Origin of the sequence: Nostoc cf. commune SO-36 (assembly GCF_023734775.1) — a bacterium.
Lineage (GTDB): Bacteria > Cyanobacteriota > Cyanobacteriia > Cyanobacteriales > Nostocaceae > Nostoc > Nostoc commune_A.
In genome coordinates, this window is sequence record NZ_AP025732.1 from 95,062 (window position 1) to 114,485 (window position 19,424).

At 42.2% G+C, this 19,424-nt stretch carries 16 protein-coding genes and 3 pseudogenes; 17 read left to right on the forward strand and 2 right to left on the reverse strand.

What is annotated here, in order from left to right:
• Window positions 1–498 precede the first annotated feature (498 nt).
• The 17 genes and pseudogenes from ANSO36C_RS00415 to ANSO36C_RS00495 all read left to right on the forward strand — a co-directional run bounded on the left by ANSO36C_RS00415 (window position 499) and on the right by ANSO36C_RS00495 (window position 14,081).
• Entirely contained in the window at window positions 499–1,122 is a 624-nt protein-coding gene (locus ANSO36C_RS00415) for an SMI1/KNR4 family protein (protein ID WP_251957897.1), read from the forward strand.
• 122 nt (window positions 1,123–1,244) lie between these two features.
• A complete protein-coding gene (locus ANSO36C_RS00420; RefSeq protein WP_251957898.1) occupies window positions 1,245–2,873 on the forward strand; it encodes a tetratricopeptide repeat protein in 1,629 nt (542 codons plus the stop codon).
• Between the two features lie 658 nt (window positions 2,874–3,531).
• Complete coding sequence (locus tag ANSO36C_RS00425; protein WP_190943399.1) at window positions 3,532–3,858, forward strand: RNA recognition motif domain-containing protein; 327 nt, start codon at window positions 3,532–3,534, stop codon at window positions 3,856–3,858.
• Window positions 3,859–4,079: 221 nt separating this feature from the next.
• Window positions 4,080–4,268, forward strand: a complete 189-nt coding sequence (rpsU, locus tag ANSO36C_RS00430) for a 30S ribosomal protein S21 (protein WP_012407716.1) — start codon at window positions 4,080–4,082, stop codon at window positions 4,266–4,268.
• A 284-nt stretch (window positions 4,269–4,552) separates the two neighbouring features.
• Window positions 4,553–6,313, forward strand: coding sequence for a serine/threonine protein kinase (locus tag ANSO36C_RS00435; protein WP_251957899.1), 1,761 nt, complete (start codon window positions 4,553–4,555; stop codon window positions 6,311–6,313).
• 173 nt (window positions 6,314–6,486) lie between these two features.
• Window positions 6,487–6,735, forward strand: a complete 249-nt coding sequence (locus ANSO36C_RS00440; RefSeq protein ID WP_251957900.1) for a hypothetical protein — start codon at window positions 6,487–6,489, stop codon at window positions 6,733–6,735.
• A gap of 213 nt (window positions 6,736–6,948) precedes the next feature.
• Window positions 6,949–7,203, forward strand: a pseudogene (locus ANSO36C_RS00445) (DUF4277 domain-containing protein); the annotation flags it as partial.
• Window positions 7,197–7,616, forward strand: a pseudogene (locus ANSO36C_RS00450) (IS1634 family transposase); the annotation flags it as partial. The pseudogenes ANSO36C_RS00445 and ANSO36C_RS00450, both read left to right, overlap by 7 nt.
• 351 nt (window positions 7,617–7,967) lie before the next feature.
• Window positions 7,968–8,108 (forward strand): hypothetical protein, encoded by a 141-nt coding sequence (locus tag ANSO36C_RS00455; RefSeq protein WP_251957902.1) that lies wholly within the window; start codon window positions 7,968–7,970, stop codon window positions 8,106–8,108.
• Between the two features lie 13 nt (window positions 8,109–8,121).
• Window positions 8,122–10,026, forward strand: a complete 1,905-nt coding sequence (locus tag ANSO36C_RS00460; RefSeq protein WP_251957903.1) for an nSTAND1 domain-containing NTPase — start codon at window positions 8,122–8,124, stop codon at window positions 10,024–10,026.
• A 121-nt stretch (window positions 10,027–10,147) separates the two neighbouring features.
• Window positions 10,148–10,330 (forward strand): hypothetical protein, encoded by a 183-nt coding sequence (locus tag ANSO36C_RS00465; RefSeq protein ID WP_251957904.1) that lies wholly within the window; start codon window positions 10,148–10,150, stop codon window positions 10,328–10,330.
• Between the two features lie 35 nt (window positions 10,331–10,365).
• Window positions 10,366–10,623: a hypothetical protein gene (locus tag ANSO36C_RS00470; RefSeq protein WP_251957905.1), complete on the forward strand. Its 258-nt coding sequence runs from the start codon at window positions 10,366–10,368 to the stop codon at window positions 10,621–10,623.
• Window positions 10,624–10,677: 54 nt separating this feature from the next.
• Window positions 10,678–11,058 (forward strand): type II toxin-antitoxin system VapC family toxin, encoded by a 381-nt coding sequence (locus ANSO36C_RS00475; RefSeq protein ID WP_251957906.1) that lies wholly within the window; start codon window positions 10,678–10,680, stop codon window positions 11,056–11,058.
• Window positions 11,059–11,152: 94 nt separating this feature from the next.
• Window positions 11,153–11,401, forward strand: coding sequence for a prevent-host-death family protein (locus ANSO36C_RS00480; RefSeq protein WP_193947779.1), 249 nt, complete (start codon window positions 11,153–11,155; stop codon window positions 11,399–11,401).
• Between the two features lie 155 nt (window positions 11,402–11,556).
• Window positions 11,557–11,715 (forward strand): hypothetical protein, encoded by a 159-nt coding sequence (locus ANSO36C_RS00485; RefSeq protein ID WP_251960214.1) that lies wholly within the window; start codon window positions 11,557–11,559, stop codon window positions 11,713–11,715.
• Window positions 11,716–12,105: 390 nt separating this feature from the next.
• Complete coding sequence (locus tag ANSO36C_RS00490) at window positions 12,106–12,669, forward strand: pentapeptide repeat-containing protein (RefSeq protein ID WP_251957907.1); 564 nt, start codon at window positions 12,106–12,108, stop codon at window positions 12,667–12,669.
• Window positions 12,670–12,896: 227 nt separating this feature from the next.
• Window positions 12,897–14,081: a M20 family metallopeptidase gene (locus ANSO36C_RS00495; RefSeq protein ID WP_251957908.1), complete on the forward strand. Its 1,185-nt coding sequence runs from the start codon at window positions 12,897–12,899 to the stop codon at window positions 14,079–14,081.
• 85 nt (window positions 14,082–14,166) lie between these two features.
• On the opposite strand, the gene ANSO36C_RS00500 is transcribed toward ANSO36C_RS00495, so the two are convergent.
• Window positions 14,167–15,219, reverse strand: coding sequence for a hemerythrin domain-containing protein (locus ANSO36C_RS00500; RefSeq protein WP_251957909.1), 1,053 nt, complete (start codon window positions 15,217–15,219; stop codon window positions 14,167–14,169).
• 516 nt (window positions 15,220–15,735) lie between these two features.
• Window positions 15,736–19,334, reverse strand: a pseudogene (gene uca, locus ANSO36C_RS00505) (urea carboxylase).
• Window positions 19,335–19,424 lie beyond the last annotated feature (90 nt).

Here is a 19,424-nt window from a genome sequence, read left to right on the forward strand (position 1 = left end):
GTTTATAGATTACTTTTAGACAAGTTTTAATTCTTCTATCTGACGATGTTTTTATGAAGAATATTTGTATCCGTTGTACATAATTATTTAAAGGTTAAATTCATCTTGAGAATTTAACTAATATCCAAAAGAGAGAAAGGTATTATTATATTATTCAGTCTTAAGACAAGATAATTTATAACTTCAGGTAGATAGTGATGCTGATAAACCGCAACTTGGCTTATCGCAACTGGATATATAGGAATCGTATTTGATTTTTGAAATTATCTGCGTAGGCGGGGAGTGGGGAGTAGGGAGTAGGGAATTAGGCTTTTCAGTCTCAGTATGTTTTCAGAAATCAAATCGGAGTCCTATAGTAAATATTTCAACAGGGTGTGGGGGCTTTCAGCTTGGTGGTGGATAGTGCAATATTAGTGAGTCCGTGTATTCAATTCCGGGTAAATGAGATGAGATGCTTCAAAATTCTTTCGTCTTTAATCACTAAATGAGGTTAGTTAAATGTCTGAACTTACGGATGAACTTCAATATATTTTGAATTGGTTAAAATCTACCAATCATGATTTCTTTGATTGTTACAATCCCGGTTTAACTCGCCAGCAGATTGACGAAATTACAAAGGATTTACCATTCAGGTTATCCGAAGAAGTATACGAACTTTATCAATGGCGCAATGGAACTGCCGATCTTGGCTATAACAATGGCTATCTACCACTCTATTTTTTGTTTCCTGAGCAATTAAGAGCCAATGTCATTTGTTCTTTTTGTTCCTTGCAAGATTCAGTTTATATTTACAAAAGTATAGGAAAAGCTACTAACTATGATGATGCTTATTGGAATCAAAAATGGTTTCCTATTGCTGAATATGAGACTAAAAGAAGGCTTTATGTAGTTGGCGATCTCGATCCATCTCCAGTTTATCTTTGGGATGTTGGTTGCCTTGAGGATTCAGTAAGAATATATAAAAATCTTATCAGTATGATATCTGTAATTGCAGAGTGTTGTGAGTTTGGTTTATATCAACTCATACCAGATGAAGATGGAGAGGAAGATGACATGATAATCCGAATAGATCAAGAAAAGCTAGAACTGGAAAAAGAGATATATCTAAAATATAATTCATGATTTTAAAAAATATGAAGTTGGATAATAACCCAATTGCTTCCTTAGAAAAACTGTGATATTTAAATATTAATAAAAAAACAGTTTGAAGAAAAAGAATAATGAAGTACTTATTTATAATATGGGTGCTTATACTCTCTTTAGTCGCTCCTAGTGCAGCGATCGCTAACAACAAGCCGCTTCATGTCTACGCTCAACCAAAACAGCCCTATACTTTAATATCTGGAGTTGGCACAATCCACCATCCAGTTTCCACTTCTAATCCCCAAGCGCAAGAGTTTTTCGATCAGGGCTTAAATTTAATCTACGCCTTCAATCATGATGAGGCGGTGCGTTCTTTTCAACACGCTGCTAAACTTGATCCGCATTTGGCGATCGCATATTGGGGTATCGCTCTAGCTCTAGGCCCTAATATTAACTTAGCAATCGACCCCAACCGAGAATTAGCTGCTTACCAAGCAGTACAGCAAGCTTTGGCACTTTCTACCCAAGCATCTGCTGATGAACGAGACTACATTACCGCCTTAGCAAAGCGTTACTCCCAAGATGCTGATGCCGACTTGTATCAACTAGCGACAGACTACGCAAAAGCAATGGCAAATTTAGTTAAGCGCTATCCTGATGATTTGGATGCGGCGACGCTTTATGCCGAAAGCTTGATGGATCTGCATCCTTGGCAGCACTGGACTAAAGATGGCAAGCCACAGCCAGATACAGAAGAAATTGTGGCTATTTTAGAATCAGTTCTCAAACGAAACCCAAATCATACGGGAGCTAATCATTACTATATTCATGCCGTGGAAGCTTCGCCTTCTCCAGAACGGGCCCTTATCAGTGCCAACCGACTCGGAGCATTAGCGCCAGCAGCAGGACATTTGGTACACATGCCAAGTCATATTTATTTTCGTGTGGGAGATTATCAAGGGGCAATGCGGGCAAATGAGCAGGCGATCGCTCAAGATGATATTTACATCAAAAAATATCAAGTTCAGGGCACTTACGCCATGATGTACTACAACCACAACATACATTTTCTCATGGTGGCCAGCAGCATGGCAGGAAAATATAAAGATGCTCTCCAATATGCAGAGAAATTAGTCGCAAATGCCACTGCCATTGATCCGTATGCACCAATGCTTGAGGGATTCTTAGGCAGCAAAATGCTGATTCAGATACGCTTTAGCGACTGGGATGGCATTTTAAAAACTCCTGTCCCTAATGCTAAATTGCCAACTACCACAGCACTTTGGCATTTTGCTCGCGGTATGGCGATGGCAGCCACAGGCAAACTTGAAGATGCAGCAGGTGAAAGTCGGGCATTACTAGCCGCCAAACAGGTGATTTCTACCGAATCAACCATTGGGTTCAGTCCCGCCAGTCGCATTTTAGACATTGCCTCAAAAGTTCTAGATGCCAAAATTGCTAGAGAAAAGCATGATTATAAAGCTGCCATTCCATTACTAGAAAAAGCGGTTGTACTAGAAGATGCCCTCGATTACGTAGAACCACCAGACTGGTACTTGCCAACGCGAGTATCTTTGGGCGCTGTGCTTTTGGCTAAGGGTGACTATAGAGAGGCTGAAAAAGTCTTTCGTGCTGACCTGAAAAAGTATCCCCATAATGGACATTCTCTATTTGGCTTGCAGGCAAGTTTGCAGGCATTGGGCAAAGATGACGCTGCTCAAGTTGTCAAAGCCGAATTAGAAACAGCTTGGAAAAGTGCTGATACACAACTTGACATAGCCAGAATTTAAGTGGAGAAGGCACAAGGGGTGCAATAGACCTTTTGCAAAAGGCAGGGAAAAGGGCAAATTCCATTCCTTTTCCCCTTCCCCCTTACCCTTTTACCCACTTCTGCAAGAAGTCTAATATGGCGCAATACGCTTGGGTTGAGGAACGAAACCCAACATTTTCGGGGCTTTGTTGGGTTGCGCTTTGCTTAACCCAAGCGTATTGTAATATGTCAGGGGCTTCTCTTTCAGGGACGCTACACGAAAAATTTTGAATTTTGAATTGTTATTTGTTGCTTGACTTTGCCTTTCATATTAAAATTTTGGAGTAATGCTTCACGGTTAATGCAGTCAAACGTTCAATTCGGATATTCAAAGATACGCTCCTCTATGCCTGATTTCCTATATCACCCAACAGAATTTATCTTCTGCCACTTCCAACCCTTTTTTATGGTGGGCTGTACTTAGGGTAGGTAGGGGCGAGCGATCGCTTAAGTGCGATCGCGTCACTGATTAACTATCTACTGGATGCAGAGAGTTGGCTCGTATGTCATCCTAGATTTAGGAGAATTAATTCAGTGATGTCTTTGGTTTTAGTATTGAAAGGCTTTTTCCTTTTAGTATTTACAGACTTATCAGAGAAATTAAAATCTCTACACAGTGATGATTTTGGAGATAATCGATGTCAATTTATGTAGGTAACCTCTCTTATGACGTTACACAAGAAGATTTAAGTGGTATTTTTGCCGAATATGGTACTGTAAAACGAGTTCAAGTACCTACTGACCGCGAAACAGGTCGTCCGCGAGGTTTTGCCTTTGTGGAAATGGGAACTGAAGCTGAAGAAACCGCTGCTATTGAAGCTCTCGACGGCGCTGAGTGGATGGGTCGTGACCTGAAAGTAAATAAGGCTAAACCCAAAGAAGACAGAGGTGATAGAGGTTCCTTTGGTGGTGGTAACAGAGGAGGAGGATACGGCGGCGGCGGCGGTGGACGCAACCGCTACTAACTCTTGGAAACAAAAAAAATTTACCTAGAGTCTTAAGGTCAGACAAGGAGTCTGTCTTTTTTTTGTAATGTTACCAAAGTAGTTCTGAGTGCCCGTCCTTATTTTAATTCCCTAGACTTGTCTATGGAGTTAAATAGCACGGGCTAAACGCCCCGCTACCACTAACAGCACTCCTGAATGCCTGCACCGCCTTTGATGAAGTCAACTTAGTAGGAGATATAATGACCCAAGTAATTGTAGGCGACAATGAACACATTGAATCAGCCTTACGACGATTTAAGCGAGAAGTTTCCAAGGCTGGAATTTTTCCAGACATGAGAAAACATCGTCATTTTGAAACACCTCTAGAAAAACGCAAGCGCAAAGAAGTTGCCAAGCACAGGCAGAGTAAGAGAAGTTTCCGTAACTAAGAACTGACATACAGCAGAATTCAAGAATCAGAATTCAGGAGCGGAGCCAAAGACGCTCCGCCTGCGGTCAGAATGGGCTACACCCGGCTGCGCTAACAGAAGTAAAACAGGCTTTCTACCTTGCTTTGAGACTTAGCTTGTGTATTATCGCCTTTCTGAAAATCTGCTGTAAATATCAATGAATGCCCTCATAGATTTTATGAGGGTTTTCCTTTTGCTTATTTTAAAAATCAGGAAACCTAAAGAAACGCTAAAATCAAGTCAGCCTTTGTATTGTAGCGGTTGTGTTCCACATCACTCAGAGGACGGTTCACTGCATAAATCCTGATTGTCAACGTCCTTATCCTCAACCTTGGGGAAACAAATTTTGTAACAGCTGTGGCGCACCGCTAGAGCTGTTAGACCGCTATGTTCCATTTCAGCCCTTGGGATCAGGAGGATTTGCTCAAATATACACGGTTTGGGATGAAAAAACTCAAACCGAGAAAGTGCTGAAAGTGTTGGTAGAAGATTCACCAAAGGCGCTGGAATTATTTACCCAAGAAGCGGCGGTTTTATCTAGCTTGCAGCATCCAGGTGTCCCCCAAGTCGATGCCGATGGATATTTTCACGTACAACTGTTTAATCCTAAACCACACCAACTGCCTTGTCTGATAATGGAAAAAATCAATGGGCAAACTTTAGAGGAGATATTAAAAAAGTTTCCTCAAGGGTGTCCAGAGGATTTGGTTTTAAACTGGTTTACCCAAGCTATACAGATTTTACAGGAATTACATAAACGTCAGATTCTGCACCGGGATATCAAACCTTCTAATTTAATGCTAGGCACTTCTGCGCCATCTGTAACCCCTCCTCAAGGGCAAATAGAGGGCGATCGCCTGGTATTAATTGATTTTGGTGGGGCAAAACAATTTAGTGCCTCTAAACTGCGTTCTCAGTCTAGTTCCACGCGATTATTTTCTTCTGGCTACAGTCCACCAGAACAAGTGACTGGAAGTATTGTCGGGCCAAGTGCCGATTTTTATGCCCTTGGTCGAACGATAATTGAACTACTAACAGGCAAATACCCGCTAGAGTTGGAAGATCAGCAAACGGGGAAATTGCGCTGGCGAACTACGGTAAATGTTAACCCGCAGCTAGCAGATTTGCTGGATGAGATGGTGCAGGAAGATGTGCGATCGCGTCCTGCAAATGCAGCTATAATTCAAAAACGTTTGGCGAAGATTTCTCAACCATTACCGCCACCAGGGTTGTTATCCCAACAGCGAAACAAGATTAAGCAAGCTTCAACCCAAGCTTACCAGAGATTTACACTGCTAAAACAAGCTATTGAACAAATTTTGGCTAACTTTAGCCAAAGTGTAACTAAAACCATTATTTTTATTGCTCAGACAATCATTAAAATTTTCCGAGCTTGTTTGGCGATAATTTGGGCGATAATCCTGAGTAGTATCGGCGCTTGTTTTGGGGCGATCGCTGGTTTTATTTTGGCCTATCGTACCAGCTTAGGGCGTCAGGTTGTGGAATTTTTTGGAAGTCAACTAAACCAATTAGTGCCAAATACTCAACCCATCTTCGGGGCAGATATTTTGGTATTCGTTGCAGCCGGGTGGGGAACCGCTTGGGGACTGACAGCATCCGGATGTTTTGGTCAACGGCGGCGGTTTTTAGTGGCATCCCTGATGGGTATGATTAGCTATGGCTTCGGCTGGTTGATTTTGCAATTAATCACACCAAAAGACAGTGGTGAGGGTTTAGTGGCAGTGATTTTAGTAGCAGTTTGCCTACTCACCTTGAGCTTAGGACTTCGCAGCCATCATATAGTGTACGCTGTGTTCTCGGCCTTTGGCAGTGCGATCGCTTATGCATTTTTGATTATTTTGAGATTAGCACCTCCCATCTTCCAATTTACTAGTCAACCAGCTTGGTCAGAGTTACAGTTACCTCTGATTTTTTTTGGTTCTATAGGCTTCTTTATCAGCTTCTGGTTAGGAATAAGTTACTACCTAATTGTCCCTGGATTGCGCTTTTTAGGATGGCGATGAAAGAGGGATTCCTATATTTAGGACTTGCCTAAGTGCCATATTTTTTTGTAGAGGTTATCAAGAGTCAAAAAATCGAAATCTTGACCCTTGACTTCGATAACATGAAGATATACGTGCCAGTTGCGTAAATCCTGCTATTTTAGCTGTTAAATACAAATAATTGGGGATTAACTATGGAACCTATTTCTATGATTATTGCTGCTTTAGGTGCTGGTGCGATCGCAGCTACTAAAGATACCGCAGGAACAGCAGTTAAAGATGCCTATCAGGGTTTGAAAGCCTTGATTAAGAAGAAGTTTGAGGGCGATGTTCTGGGACAAGCGATGGTAGATGCCAAACCAGAAGAAATCAAGCAAGCGGAAGGTTTGTTAAAACCCACATTCCGCACCCTAACTGTCACAAGTTCATTAGTACTTAACTAATTGTCGGTGAACAGTACTTATGAACTATAAGGTGAAGTTGTATTTTAAACCTTAATAAGAATTTATTCTATTAATGTGTGATTAACTTAAGCCAAAGCCTCCAGGTGTGTATGTGAAAGTTACAGTGTAAACTCACGCGGTTGACATTACAAATAAATTTTTATGTTCATCAAATGAGAAGATGACAGTTGTTGTAACTTTCATTTCATAACCATGTTTAACCACCAAGAGATTGAAATTCAGAACATAGATCATTTGGGTATAATTGCAGGGATTATAGATGCCATAGGCTTAGTAGATATTATTAATGAATTAGTCGGTGAAGATGCACAAGAAAAAATTAGTCCGGGACATGTAGTTAAAGCAATGATATTAAATGGACTGGGTTTTGTAAGCAGTCCATTATATATGTTCCCAGAGTTTTTTAAAGATAAACCTTGTGAACATCTAATTGGAGAAGGAGTAAAATTTTAGATGAAAAATCTCTTAGTAATGATGATATGCTTTCCGAATACAAGGCACAGCAAAGCTGTGAGCGGGGATTTGGATTTCTCAAAGACCCCTTATTTTTTGCAGATAGTATTTTTCTGAAATCTCCAGAAAGAATTGAAGCTATGGCTATGATAATGGGATTATGCCTATTAGTTTATACTTTAGCTCAAAGACAAATAAGAAAAGCTTTATCGGCATCTGAATCTACTATTAAAAATCAGCTTGGTAAATCTATAAATAATCCGACTATGCGATGGATATTTCAACGCTTTCAATCTATACATTTAGTAAAATTTGATAATGAAATATCAATATCTAATTTGAATTTGGAAACAGAATATATTCTGAGTTTTTTGCCAGAGAATTGTCGTTATTATTATAAATGTTAATCAGGCTGTATCTACAATCTATTTGTCATAGAGACTATTAATTAAAATTCATAGTCACAAATTGTAATCACTTTTAATTTGTATATCATAAACTAGACATAGATATTAGTTTAACATTCATAAATTTTTATCTATTAATTAAACGTCAATACTTATTGCTTCTTATTGAGAATAAAATATTATTTAGGATAAGTAAATAATATGAGTATACGAGCCAGGGAAGTATTTTTTTACTCTCATTGTCGAGAAAATATTCAGTAAAAACCCCTTTGTGACAGTTAGGGTGCGGAATGTGGGTTAAAAGATAAAATTACCAAAGCTGGTGCTGATCAAGACCAGGAAATTATTAAAGTGGCTCAGGATTTACTCGAAAAAGTGAAAGAACAACCTGGGGGACAGGAAATAATCAATCAAACTCAAACCAACACCATGAGTGGAAATACCGTTGGTGGAAATGTGAACTTTGCACCGACTGTGCAAAAGCAAGGTTAAGGATACCAAGATCATGAGCGAGTCAGTCCCAAATCACTCATCTCAAGAACAAGAAAATCTCTTAAACGATAATAGTGTTGGGGGTGATTTGACTTTCGCTCCTGTACAGATAATCAACTACTACTATCGAGAAGAAGCAAGATTAGTCCCGTCTGATCCTACAGACGCTGTTGATGAATATCTGCTTTGTCCTTATCGGGGGTTGTTTCATTTTGGCCCCAATGATGCAGATGTTTTTTTTGGGCGGGAAATATTTATCGAAGAACTTTATAGTGCAACTAAAATCAAGAATTTTATTCCCGTGCTAGGTGCATCAGGAAGCGGTAAATCTTCCGTGGTGTTAGCGGGATTAGTCCCTAAGTTGCAAAAAGCAGGTCATTGGCAGTTTACTCACTTTCGTCCTGGTTCAGATCCTTTCCATGCTCTAGCTTTAGCTCTTGTTCCGCTTTATACACCCAATTTAGATCAAACAGACCAAATTGCCCAAGCCCGAAAGATGGCTGGTTACTTGCAAGATGGTTCTGTTATTCTCTTAGATGTTTTTGCTAAAATTCAGCAAAATCACCCTAACGATCGGGTACTACTGATTGCTGACCAATTTGAAGAAATTTACACACTCTGTAACAATCAAGAAATTCGCCTTAAGTTTCTCGACTGCTTATTAGCCAGTTTAGTAACTCCTACTTTCCTGACTTCATCGGCTACGGTGTTGGTGACAACGATGCGGGCAGATTTTTTGGGAAATGCTCTCTCCTATCGTCCCTTTGCTGATGTCTTACAAAATGGTGATGTGAAACTGGGGCCAATGAATCGGGAGGAACTAACACAAGTCATTGAAAAACCTGCCCAAAAATTCGGGGTGACATTTGCAGACGGACTGGTAGAACGCATTCTGGATGATGTGGAAAACCAACCTGGAAATTTACCTTTGCTAGAGTTTGCTTTGACTGAGTTGTGGAACAAGCGAACAGGTAAACAATTAACTCACAAAATCTATGAAGAAATTGGTCAAGTAGAAGGTGCGTTAGCTCGCCATGCTGATGAGAAATATGGCAACTTGACAGATGATGAGAAGGAAAAAGTGCGGCGGATTTTTATTCAATTAGTGCGTCCGGGTGAGGGAGTAGAAGATACCCGACGAGTTGCCATGAAAGCAGAATTGGGGGAGCAAAGCTGGGCTTTGGTAAAAAAATTAGCTGATGCTCGGTTGGTGGTGACAAGTCGCAATGCTACCAGTCAAGAAACAGTGGAGGTAGTCCATGAAGCTCTGATTCGCAATTGGGGAGAACTGCGAGAATGGATGAATACAAACCGCGTTTTTAGGGCTTGGCAAGAGCGATTAAGAGTAGGAATGTATCAATGGCAACAGATGGTACAGGAGAACGAAGACGCAACGAAATGGGATGAAGAAGGGGCATTGTTGCGAGGTGCAGCGTTGGCGGAGGCGGAAGAGAAGTTGAAACAACGTCGAGAAGATTTGAGCGAAGGGGAGCTATTTTATATCCAAACAAGTGTAGTACTGCGAGATCAGGAACAAAAACTTCGAGATAGGGAACAAAGACAGCGAGAACGTGTAAGACAACAGACTGTTTATGTTTACTTATTGGCAGGGGGTTCGATTTTGATTTTAGCTTTGGGTCTATTGATTCAATTGCAGATCACCGAAAAGCAAAAAGAAATAGAGTACCTTCAAAAATCAGCGGCAAAAGAAATAGAGGATGTTAAAAAACAAGCGGCAAAAGAAATAGAGGACTTTAAAGAAGAAGCGACGACAGGCGCAATTCACGAGAGAGGGAGAATGTGTTACCAGTTGATAAGAAGTAGGAATTTGAATTGGGAAGAAGTTTATAAAACGGTGGAGGAGTATGAAGAGAAAAAAAGAAGGTTTGATGATTGTGAGTTGGAATGGGGTAAATAAGATTAACGCCGTGTGCGACTTTTTTAAAACTCTGATTTCATAAGTATTTAAAAGATGTGGAATTTAGAAAAGGATAAAACACTAATCTATAGAATAGTTACTATAGATAGATTTTAATATTTTGCAAAATATCCTGCATTTAAAACTTTACAGGCGATCGCATTTTGGGGAAACTTCAGGGGCGATTGGTATACTGAGAACAACTTTTAGAAAGGGCGATCGCTCTTATTCTATTTCACCAAATGCGAGACTCTTTCAGAGTCACTCTGCGATCGCATCACAACAAAATATGCACCATCATTAATAAATATAGAGCAATTTCAAACAGGAGAAGACCTGATGCAATCGGCGTTACGAATTGAAACTCAAGTTTTACCAGGCAACAAAATTGAAATTAATTTGCCTAATGATCATGCCTTAACCTCAGTAGGACAAACCGTTGAGGTGATTGTCTTGCTACCAGAACAGAAACCTGATCTAGAAAGCCAATCCATTTTGAAATTGCTGGAAGAAATTCATAGAGAACGCCCTGTTGGGAGAAGTGTAGAGGAAATCAATCGAGATATACAGCTAGAAAAAGAGGCATGGGACAACTAACTTTTCCCAACGCTGCCCGTATATACATTGATACGGTAACAATTATTTACGCCATTGAACAGAACCCAAACTTATGGGGTATTGCTGAATCCTCTCTGGAATAGCCTTCAGGCAGGAAACCTTGAGGTTTTTAGCAGTGAACTGACTTTGATGGAAACCCTAGTCGTGCCTATGAGAAATTCGGATATGTTTCTGATTAATGCCTATGAGCGATTACTGCGATCGCCCCAAATACAATTAGTTCCCATTAGTCAGACCATCTTGAAGGAAGCAGCAAGGCTACGCGCTATTACGCCTTCATTGAGAACACCCGATGCCATTCATATTGCAACGGCTACAACATTAGGCTGTACCCAGTTTCTCACCAATGACCGACAACTACGAACAGCGACAGACTTATTTATCGTGATTTTAGATGAAGTGCTGGCATCATGAACGATACTCTTTCAGAGTCACTCTGCGATCGCGTTGATCGAGGAAAAGTGCGATTGGTATACTGAGAATAACTTCTAGAAAGGGCGATCGCATCATGACGACACGCGAACTCTTATTCCAGGAACTAGCAAACACGTCCGATGAACTCTTGCTACCAGTGCTGCAATTTTTGCAATTTCTCAAAGCGCATCCGATTCAATCTGCTGAACTTGAACTGGATACTTTGGAAACCATCATCAGTCTTCGGCAGGGATTAGCCGAGTTTGATCGCGGTGAAGGACTTCCCGCTACTCAAGCCTTAGAAGAACTGCGTCATCGACTCCAGATTCCCCCTCGCCCATGACTTATCAGGTTTTACTTCAGCCAACTGCGTTTCAAGATATAGAAAACACTTACCGTTAGATGTGTGACAACCTAGATGCTGAAACTGCTAATCAATAGTATTACGACCTGCAAGATGAGATTGCCTCCCTGCACCTGTTTCCCAAACGATGCCCAATAGCGCCCGAAGCACAAGCGATTGGGCGAGAAATTCGTCAACTCTTCGTCGGTAAACGTAGACAATATCGAGTATTGTTTGTGGTTGAGAAGGATGTTGTAGCTATTATTCATATTCGCCACAGTCGTCAAGCGCCTATTGAATCTGATGCAGAGTAGGCGATCGCACTTTGAGGAACGAAATGCAACATTTTCACTGATTTGTTGGGTTTTACTTCCCTACGGGACGCTACGCGAAGGTTCAACTCAACCTATAGAGTTTATGGTTTTAATCAAGTGCCCAAAAACAAGATCCCCCTAGTCGCATTTTTTATCGCGCTAGGGGGATCACATATTTGGTAGTCTATAATTGGTTCGGTATAGTTCCTTACGATTTGATTCTATAGCTTATATTTCAGTTTGAGTAGTCTTACCATTAGAATTTATAGTATTTTTACACCTTCTTAATGAATGCTTCATCCCTGTTCTTCCTTAGAGCAGCCGTATATGTAACTATGACAATACGCTATATGCGTGACTAGTCATTTTTGCAAATATTCAGTAAAAAATATGAAACTTAAGATTGTTGCTACTGTCGCCCTGTTAGCTTGTTTCGGGTTTGCAGAGCAGGCTGTTGCATTAAGTCAGATAGACTTGGATCAGTTGAAGTCAACAAGTGCCTGTCCCCGGTGTAATTTAAGTGGTGCTGACCTAACTAAACTGAATCTCAGTGGAGCAAATTTACGAGGGGCTGACTTGAGCGGCGCTACATTGTCTCAAGCTAATCTTACGAATGCCGATCTCACTGGTGCAAATTTAGAAGGTGCGATTCTGAATACAGTAAATCTCAGTGGTGCTTCTTTAACAGGAGCAAATCTAAAAGCTGCATCTCTGGAAAATGCCGATTTATCTTATGCCGGTTTCATCAGCGCCAATTTGGAAGCAGCAAACTTGAAAGATGCCAAATTGCAGTTTACTAATTTTCGGGGGGCTAACTTCCGACTAACAACTCTAGCTAATGGTGTCGTCACCTCCGATAAACCTTATGGCTGGTCGTTAGAGCGTCAAAATGCCAGAGAATGTAACGAGTACAAACCCGAAAATACTTTAGGCACAACCTGCTATTCAAAATAAACTGGGGCATGGGGCATGGGGCATTGGGCATTGGGCATTGGGCATGGGGCATGGGGCATGGGGCATAGGGCATTGGGCATTGGGCATTGAGGACTAGTTATTAATTCTTCTCCCCTTGCTGCCCCTGCCTCCCTTTGCTTGTTGTTAACTATCCTTGTATAGCAAAAGCATTTTGTTTGTTAACAGTTCTTTATCATGGGAAAAAAGCCTATAGATTAATTAAATCGATGCTTACTCGTATTAAAGACTTAGCAACAAAATTAGCGCCTCGTTTAATTGAAATTCGCCGTCATATCCACTCTCACCCAGAACTGAGCGGTCAGGAGTACCAAACAGCAGCCTTTGTAGCTGGTGTTTTATCTTCCAGTGGTCTGCACGTACAAGAAGGAGTTGGTAAAACAGGCGTTATTGGAGAACTCCAAGGCACTAGCCAAAATGACCGTTTATTGGCAATTCGCACCGATATGGATGCTTTGCCAATTCAAGAGGGCACAAATTTGGAATATGCCTCTCGCGCAGATGGTATTATGCACGCCTGCGGTCACGATGTCCACACCACTGTGGGGTTAGGAACGGCAATGGTGCTGTCCCAAGTGGCTGAGGAGTTGGGTGGAAAAGTGCGATTTTTATTTCAGCCAGCCGAGGAAATTGCTCAAGGGGCAAGCTGGATGGTGAAAGATGGGGCAATGGAAAATGTCTCGGCTTTATTAGGGGTTCATGTTTTCCCTTCTATACCCGCAGGATCTATTGGTGTGCGTTACGGGGCATTAACAGCTGCTGCTGATGACTTAGAAATTCTGATTATGGGAGAATCTGGGCATGGGGCGCGTCCTCATGAGGCGATTGATGCAATTTGGATTGCTTGCCAAGCCATTACTGCACTGCAACAAGCCATCAGCCGGACACAGAATCCGTTGCGCCCTGTAGTATTGAGCATCGGGAAGATTAATGGTGGCAGAGCGCCGAATATAATTGCTGATAAAGTGCAGTTATTGGGAACCGTGCGATCGCTCCATCCCGAAACCCGTGCCCATCTGCCAAACTGGATTGAAAATATTGTAGCTAGTGTTTGCCATACTTACGGGGCAAAATATCAAGTCAATTATCGGCAGGGTGTACCCAGTGTCCAAAATGATTACGCGTTGACACAATTGTTGCAATCAGCCGCAGAAGAAGCTTGGAGTAGCGATCGCGTTCAAGTCTTACCCGAACCCTCTCTTGGTGCTGAAGATTTTTCTATGTATTTGGAACACGTCCCCGGTTCTATGTTTCGTTTGGGTGTCGGTTATAAAGAAAGAATTATTAATCACCCATTACACCATCCCCAATTTGAAGTTGATGAATCTGCAATTCTCACCGGCGTTGTAACTATGGCGTATACCGCTTATAAATACTGTCAGCAAAATTCGTAAACAAAAACTCCCAGCAGATAAACGCTGGGAGTTTTTGTTTAACTAACCTTTTTTAGCTAGCGGATATTGAAAGCCCGAAAGCATTCTACGCTTTCGATTCGGTAACAACACCCAGTTTTTCTTGAATTCTGGTCTTAGCGGCTTTGAACTCGGTAGCCAGTTGCTCACTTTGCTCGGTGCTCAAGTTGTTACGAATAGCAGCAAACATTGTGCTTTCTTCTTGACGAATATGGTCGCCAACAGCATTCATAAGCTGTGTAACTTGATTTTTGAATTCAGATGAAGAAGGGCTAATAGCCTTAATTTGCTCTAAAACACGCTTCATTTCAGCTTGTTCGTCAAATAACTCTTGGGTATTATCTTGACCGTAGAAAGGGCGTACTCTTGGATAAACTACTTCCTCTTCAGCTTCGGCGTGAGCAGTTAAATCCTTGTAAATTTGACCGAAGTACTCTTGGATCTTCTGTGGATTGTCGCTTTGCAGTAGTTCGGTGAACAAGGTATTTACCTTGTTGTGATCTAGGCGGATAACATCTTGGATATTCAGATCGCTTTTGTCGCTGGTTTGGGTGACAGCGCTACCTACTACACCACTGACTGCGGCCATAGCGTCTTGAACACGCGCCCAAATCCCTTGATCTGCATCTTGTCCTGTGAATTCACGAACACCTAGAATTTCCAAAATACCTTTGAGTTGTTCTTGGTGAGCGCGGTTCTCAAAGTTAATGGTATTCAAAGGCCCGATCGCTAACAAAACATCAGCACCAATTTTTTGAGCAGCCTTGTGAACTATCAAGCCACCCATTACGAGTTGGTGTTTCAGCAATTCATGCTGAGATACTTTTTCATACAGGCTCAACTCAGAACCTTTGAACAATTCACGAGCTTTTGCAATGAATTCTGTAACAGTTTTCTTGGGTTCAGCTTGAATGCCATACTGACCAATTGCGGTTTCCAAAATACCAAGGTTTTTTTCGTCATCTTTAAGGAAATTCCGAATCCGGTCAGCAATTTCGCTATCAAGTCCTTCTCTCAAAAGCGATTGTTCATTTTCAATTACTAACTGTTGAAGTGCTTTAATGCTTGCCAATTTTACGGCGATAGCATTACGTTTCGTATCATCTAAAGTAGTTACCATCCGTGTTCTCCTCGGCAAAGTGTTCAGAATTATTACTTGATATAACCTTGACACAGAGACTAGGGAGATTCCATCTTTCTTTTGAGCGATCGCACTCACAACTCTGGGTAGAGAAACACAAACTTTCGTTACAATTTCTGTTTTTATACTTTTAGATAGATAATATTTAAATCTGTATTCTATCCCCAGGTGGATAATATTTTAAGTAATAAGTACTAGCTTTATAAAACATTTTTTTAAAATAGAATTCAGCAGTCAGAAATCAGAATTCAGTTGGATATTCTGTACACTGGTACATGAATAAGTGGGTTTAAAACTCCTACCAAATCCAATACAGTTCAGTTAAGCATCTCTTTCTTCTCTCTGCGTTCTCTGCGCCTTGGCGGTTCGTTAAAAAATTGACTTTGGAACCAGAGTTTTAGCCTTAACTGAACCGTATTGCTACCAAATCTATAATTTGGTAGGAGTCAAGAAATAGGGTTCGGTTAAGGCAAAAGACGCGATAAATCGCCGTCTCTACAAAGTTTTTCCTCGGATGATCGCTAATACCTGCCCGGCGGTGACGAGTTGCCCTGGTTCGCAAAGGACTTCTACTACAGTTCCGGGATCATCCGGTAACAGAGTCATTTCTTGTTTCATTGCTTCCAAAATAATTACACTTGTGTCTTCCGTAATGCGATCGCCCACTTTGATTAATACCTGCCAGACGTTTGCTGTGGTTGGAGCGCTCAAGGCGTAGCAATCATCGGGAATAATGGTTGCACTTACTGGCGGAAGATCGGTTACAACAACACTGCTTTCATTTTCGGCTGTGGCTGTCCAGCGATCGCGTTCTTCTCGAAAGGCAATTCGCTGGCGGGTTTGGAATGTCGTCGCTTCTTGGGCAATTTCCTGTAAAAAGTCTTGATACTCACGGAATTTAAACGTGGTTTCTTCAATTTTGAGTTTGAACTTGCCTTCAATAAAATCCTCTCGATGGCGCATTAGTTCCTCGTGAGAAACTGGATAAAAGCGAATTTGATCGAAGAATCGCAACAGCCAAGGTTTGCCATCTTTAAAATCTGTGGTTTGTTTGTAACGATTCCACATCTGTACGGTGCGTCCGACAAATTGATAGCCACCCGGCCCCTCCATCCCATAAACGCAGAGATATGCACCACCGATCCCGACTGCATTCTCAGGAGTCCAGGTACGGGCAGGATTATATTTTGTAGTGACAAGGCGATGACGGGGATCGAGGGGTACTGCTACTGGCGCACCAAGATAAACATCACCTAAACCCATTACCAAATAACTGGCATTAAAAACAATTTCTTTGACTTCTGCAATGCTGCCCAGCCCATTAATCCGGCGAATAAATTCAATATTGCTAGGACACCAAGGTGCATCTTTTCGCACCGACTGCATATATTTTTGAATGGCGAGTTGAGTTGATTCATCATCCCAAGACAACGGTAAATGTACAATACGAGTCGGCACTTCTAAGTTAGAAATATCTGGTAGATGAGATTCGATATTTTGTAATGCAGCAACTAAATTTGATTGGGAAATGACGCGGCTATCGTAGTGAATTTGTAGCGATCGCATTCCCGGCGTTAATTCTAAAATCCCATCAATGGGGTTGGTTTGCAAATAAACCATTAACTCATGCACCCGGAAACGCAACTTCAAATCCAGTACCAAATCACCGTATTCAACCAGCAAATATTTATCACTTGCTTGACGGTAAATAACGGCAGTTTGCTGATCATCTGCGGGAATTTCTGCCACAATCGCGCGATTTTCGGAGCCGTCAGCCATTAGAGCCATCGATTCTCCTACTTGCAGCGTTTGGATTTGCCGATCTAACTGCGATTCTTGGTACAATGCTTGGTCAAAGGTGAGGCGATGGAATTGAATCGTATTGCCAGGTTTTAGTTGCCCAATTTTCCAGAGTTGTGCTTCGGCGATCGCAGCAGGACAGACAAAGCCTCCCAAACTCGGCCCATCCAAACCTAGAATAATCGGCATATCTCCGGTGAAATCGATTGTACCAATAGCATAAGCATTGTCATGAATATTAGAAGGATGTAGCCCCGCTTCACCGCCATCTTTCCGCGCCCAGGTTGGTTTTGGCCCAATCAACCTAATTCCGGTTCGCGCCGAGTTGTAATGTACTTCCCAATGAGTACTGAAAAAAGTCTCGATGTCTTCATCGGTGAAGAAATCCGGCGCACCATGAGGGCCATACAAAACGCCAATTTCCCAATGATTTGAGTAGCTGGGAATCAATTCGGGAGAAATGGGTTGCGGTTCTTGGGACGCAAAGGGATACAATTTCAGGACATCACCCACCTGTAAGGCTCTGCCGCCATGTCCGCCAAACGCACCCAAGGTAAAAGTTGCTTTACTGCCTAAATAATCGGGTACATCAAACCCGCCTTGCACACAAATATAGGTGCGGAAACCATTACCCTGAATGTTGCCCAACCGTAGCGTACTCCCAGCTTTTACCGAAACTGCCGTCCAATAGGGAATCGGTTGTTTATCTAAAGTAGCTTTCATCGGCGCTCCTGTGAGGCAAATCACAGTATCGCAATTGAAGCGCAAAGCGGGGCCAAATAGGGTACATTCCAACCCGGCTGCCGATTCTGAATTACCTAAAATCCGGTTGCCCAACCGAAACGCTAAAGAATCCATTGGGCCAGAGGGTGGTACGCCGATATTCCAATAGCCCATCCGTCCCGGATAATCTTGAATAGTGGTCATCGTGCCTGGAACTAGCACATCAATTGTATTCGGGCGATAAGTAAAGCTATTAGTAAATTTTGTGGTAATATTGCCCTCAGCAAACGTCGAATCAGCAATAATTTGGCGCAAGTATTCCAGATTGGTTTCAATGCCATCGATGCGAGATTGAGCAAGGGCAGTTTGAAGAATAGCGATCGCATCCTCTCTTGAGTGTCCATGTACAATTACCTTCGCCAACAATGGATCGTAAAACGGTGACACTTTTGTGCCAGTAGCAATCCAAGTATCACAGCGAATACCAGAAGCAAACTGCACTTGAGTTAACTCACCCGAACTCGGCTGAAAATTTTTATTGGCATCTTCGGCATAAACCCGCACTTGAATCGAATGTCCTTGCGGTTGATACTGGTATGATGCCAACTCCAGCGACTCACCTGCCGCTTGACGCACCATCCATTCTACTAAATCTACACCTGTAATAGCTTCTGTTACACCATGCTCCACCTGTAAGCGGGTATTCACCTCTAAGAAGTAGAACTGTTGGCTATCCACATCGTAGATAAACTCAACCGTACCAGCCGACTGATAGCGAATTTCCTCACCGAGTTTAACAGCAGACTCATACAAGCGCTGCCGGAGAGCATCATTAATATTTGGTGCAGGGGCTTCTTCAATCACTTTTTGATTGCGCCGTTGCGTGGAACAATCGCGTTCACCGAGGGCAACTACGTTCCCTTCACCATCACCAAAAATTTGCACTTCAATGTGTCGTGCCCGTTCGATGTATTTTTCTAAAAATACTCCACTCTGACTAAAGTTATTGCGGCTTAACCGTTGGACATTTGCAAACAAGTCTGCCAAAGTATCTTCACTGCGGCACAATTGCATACCAATACCGCCACCTCCCGCCGTACTTTTGATCATCACAGGATAGCCAATTTCTGCTGCTGCCTGTTTGACTTGCTGCAAATTCTCTAACAACAAACTACCGGGGACAAGTGGCACTCCAACAGCTTGGGCGATCGCTCTTGCTTCATGTTTGAGTCCAAATCGCCGCAGTTGATCGGGTGTAGGCCCAATAAACACAATTCCTGCTTTTGCACAAGCTTCGGCAAAGTCCACATTCTCACTCAAAAACCCATAGCCGGGATGAATTGCCTCAGCACCAGTCGCCTGTGCTGCCGTTAAAATCGCCTCAGTCCGAAGATAACTTTGCGCCGCCGTCGCATCTCCAACACAGACGGCTTCCCCAGCTGCTGCAACATGGGCAGCGTGGGCATCGGCTTGGGAGTAGACTGCACCGAGGCAATACCGAGGCGATCGAGGGTGCGAATAATCCGGCAAGCAATTTCACCCCGATTAGCAATCAAAACTTTGTTGAACATCAGCGCTAAATCAATTAAAACAATTCGCAATTCGCAATTCGCAATTCGCAATTCGCAATTACGTTTTGTGACGGGGATTTAGACCCCGAC

What these genes read in the sequence shown, in the direction of transcription:
- ANSO36C_RS00470 (WP_251957905.1), top strand. Translation starts at nt 10,366, where the DNA reads ATGCAATCGGCGTTACGAATTGAAACTCAAGTTTTACCAGGCAACAAA.
- ANSO36C_RS00440 (WP_251957900.1), top strand. Translation starts at nt 6,487, where the DNA reads ATGGAACCTATTTCTATGATTATTGCTGCTTTAGGTGCTGGTGCGATC.
- ANSO36C_RS00460 (WP_251957903.1), top strand. Translation starts at nt 8,122, where the DNA reads ATGAGCGAGTCAGTCCCAAATCACTCATCTCAAGAACAAGAAAATCTC.
- ANSO36C_RS00495 (WP_251957908.1), top strand. Translation starts at nt 12,897, where the DNA reads ATGCTTACTCGTATTAAAGACTTAGCAACAAAATTAGCGCCTCGTTTA.
- rpsU (WP_012407716.1), top strand. Translation starts at nt 4,080, where the DNA reads ATGACCCAAGTAATTGTAGGCGACAATGAACACATTGAATCAGCCTTA.
- ANSO36C_RS00480 (WP_193947779.1), top strand. Translation starts at nt 11,153, where the DNA reads ATGACGACACGCGAACTCTTATTCCAGGAACTAGCAAACACGTCCGAT.
- ANSO36C_RS00415 (WP_251957897.1), top strand. Translation starts at nt 499, where the DNA reads ATGTCTGAACTTACGGATGAACTTCAATATATTTTGAATTGGTTAAAA.
- ANSO36C_RS00490 (WP_251957907.1), top strand. Translation starts at nt 12,106, where the DNA reads ATGAAACTTAAGATTGTTGCTACTGTCGCCCTGTTAGCTTGTTTCGGG.
- ANSO36C_RS00500 (WP_251957909.1), bottom strand. Translation starts at nt 15,219, where the DNA reads ATGGTAACTACTTTAGATGATACGAAACGTAATGCTATCGCCGTAAAA.
- ANSO36C_RS00425 (WP_190943399.1), top strand. Translation starts at nt 3,532, where the DNA reads ATGTCAATTTATGTAGGTAACCTCTCTTATGACGTTACACAAGAAGAT.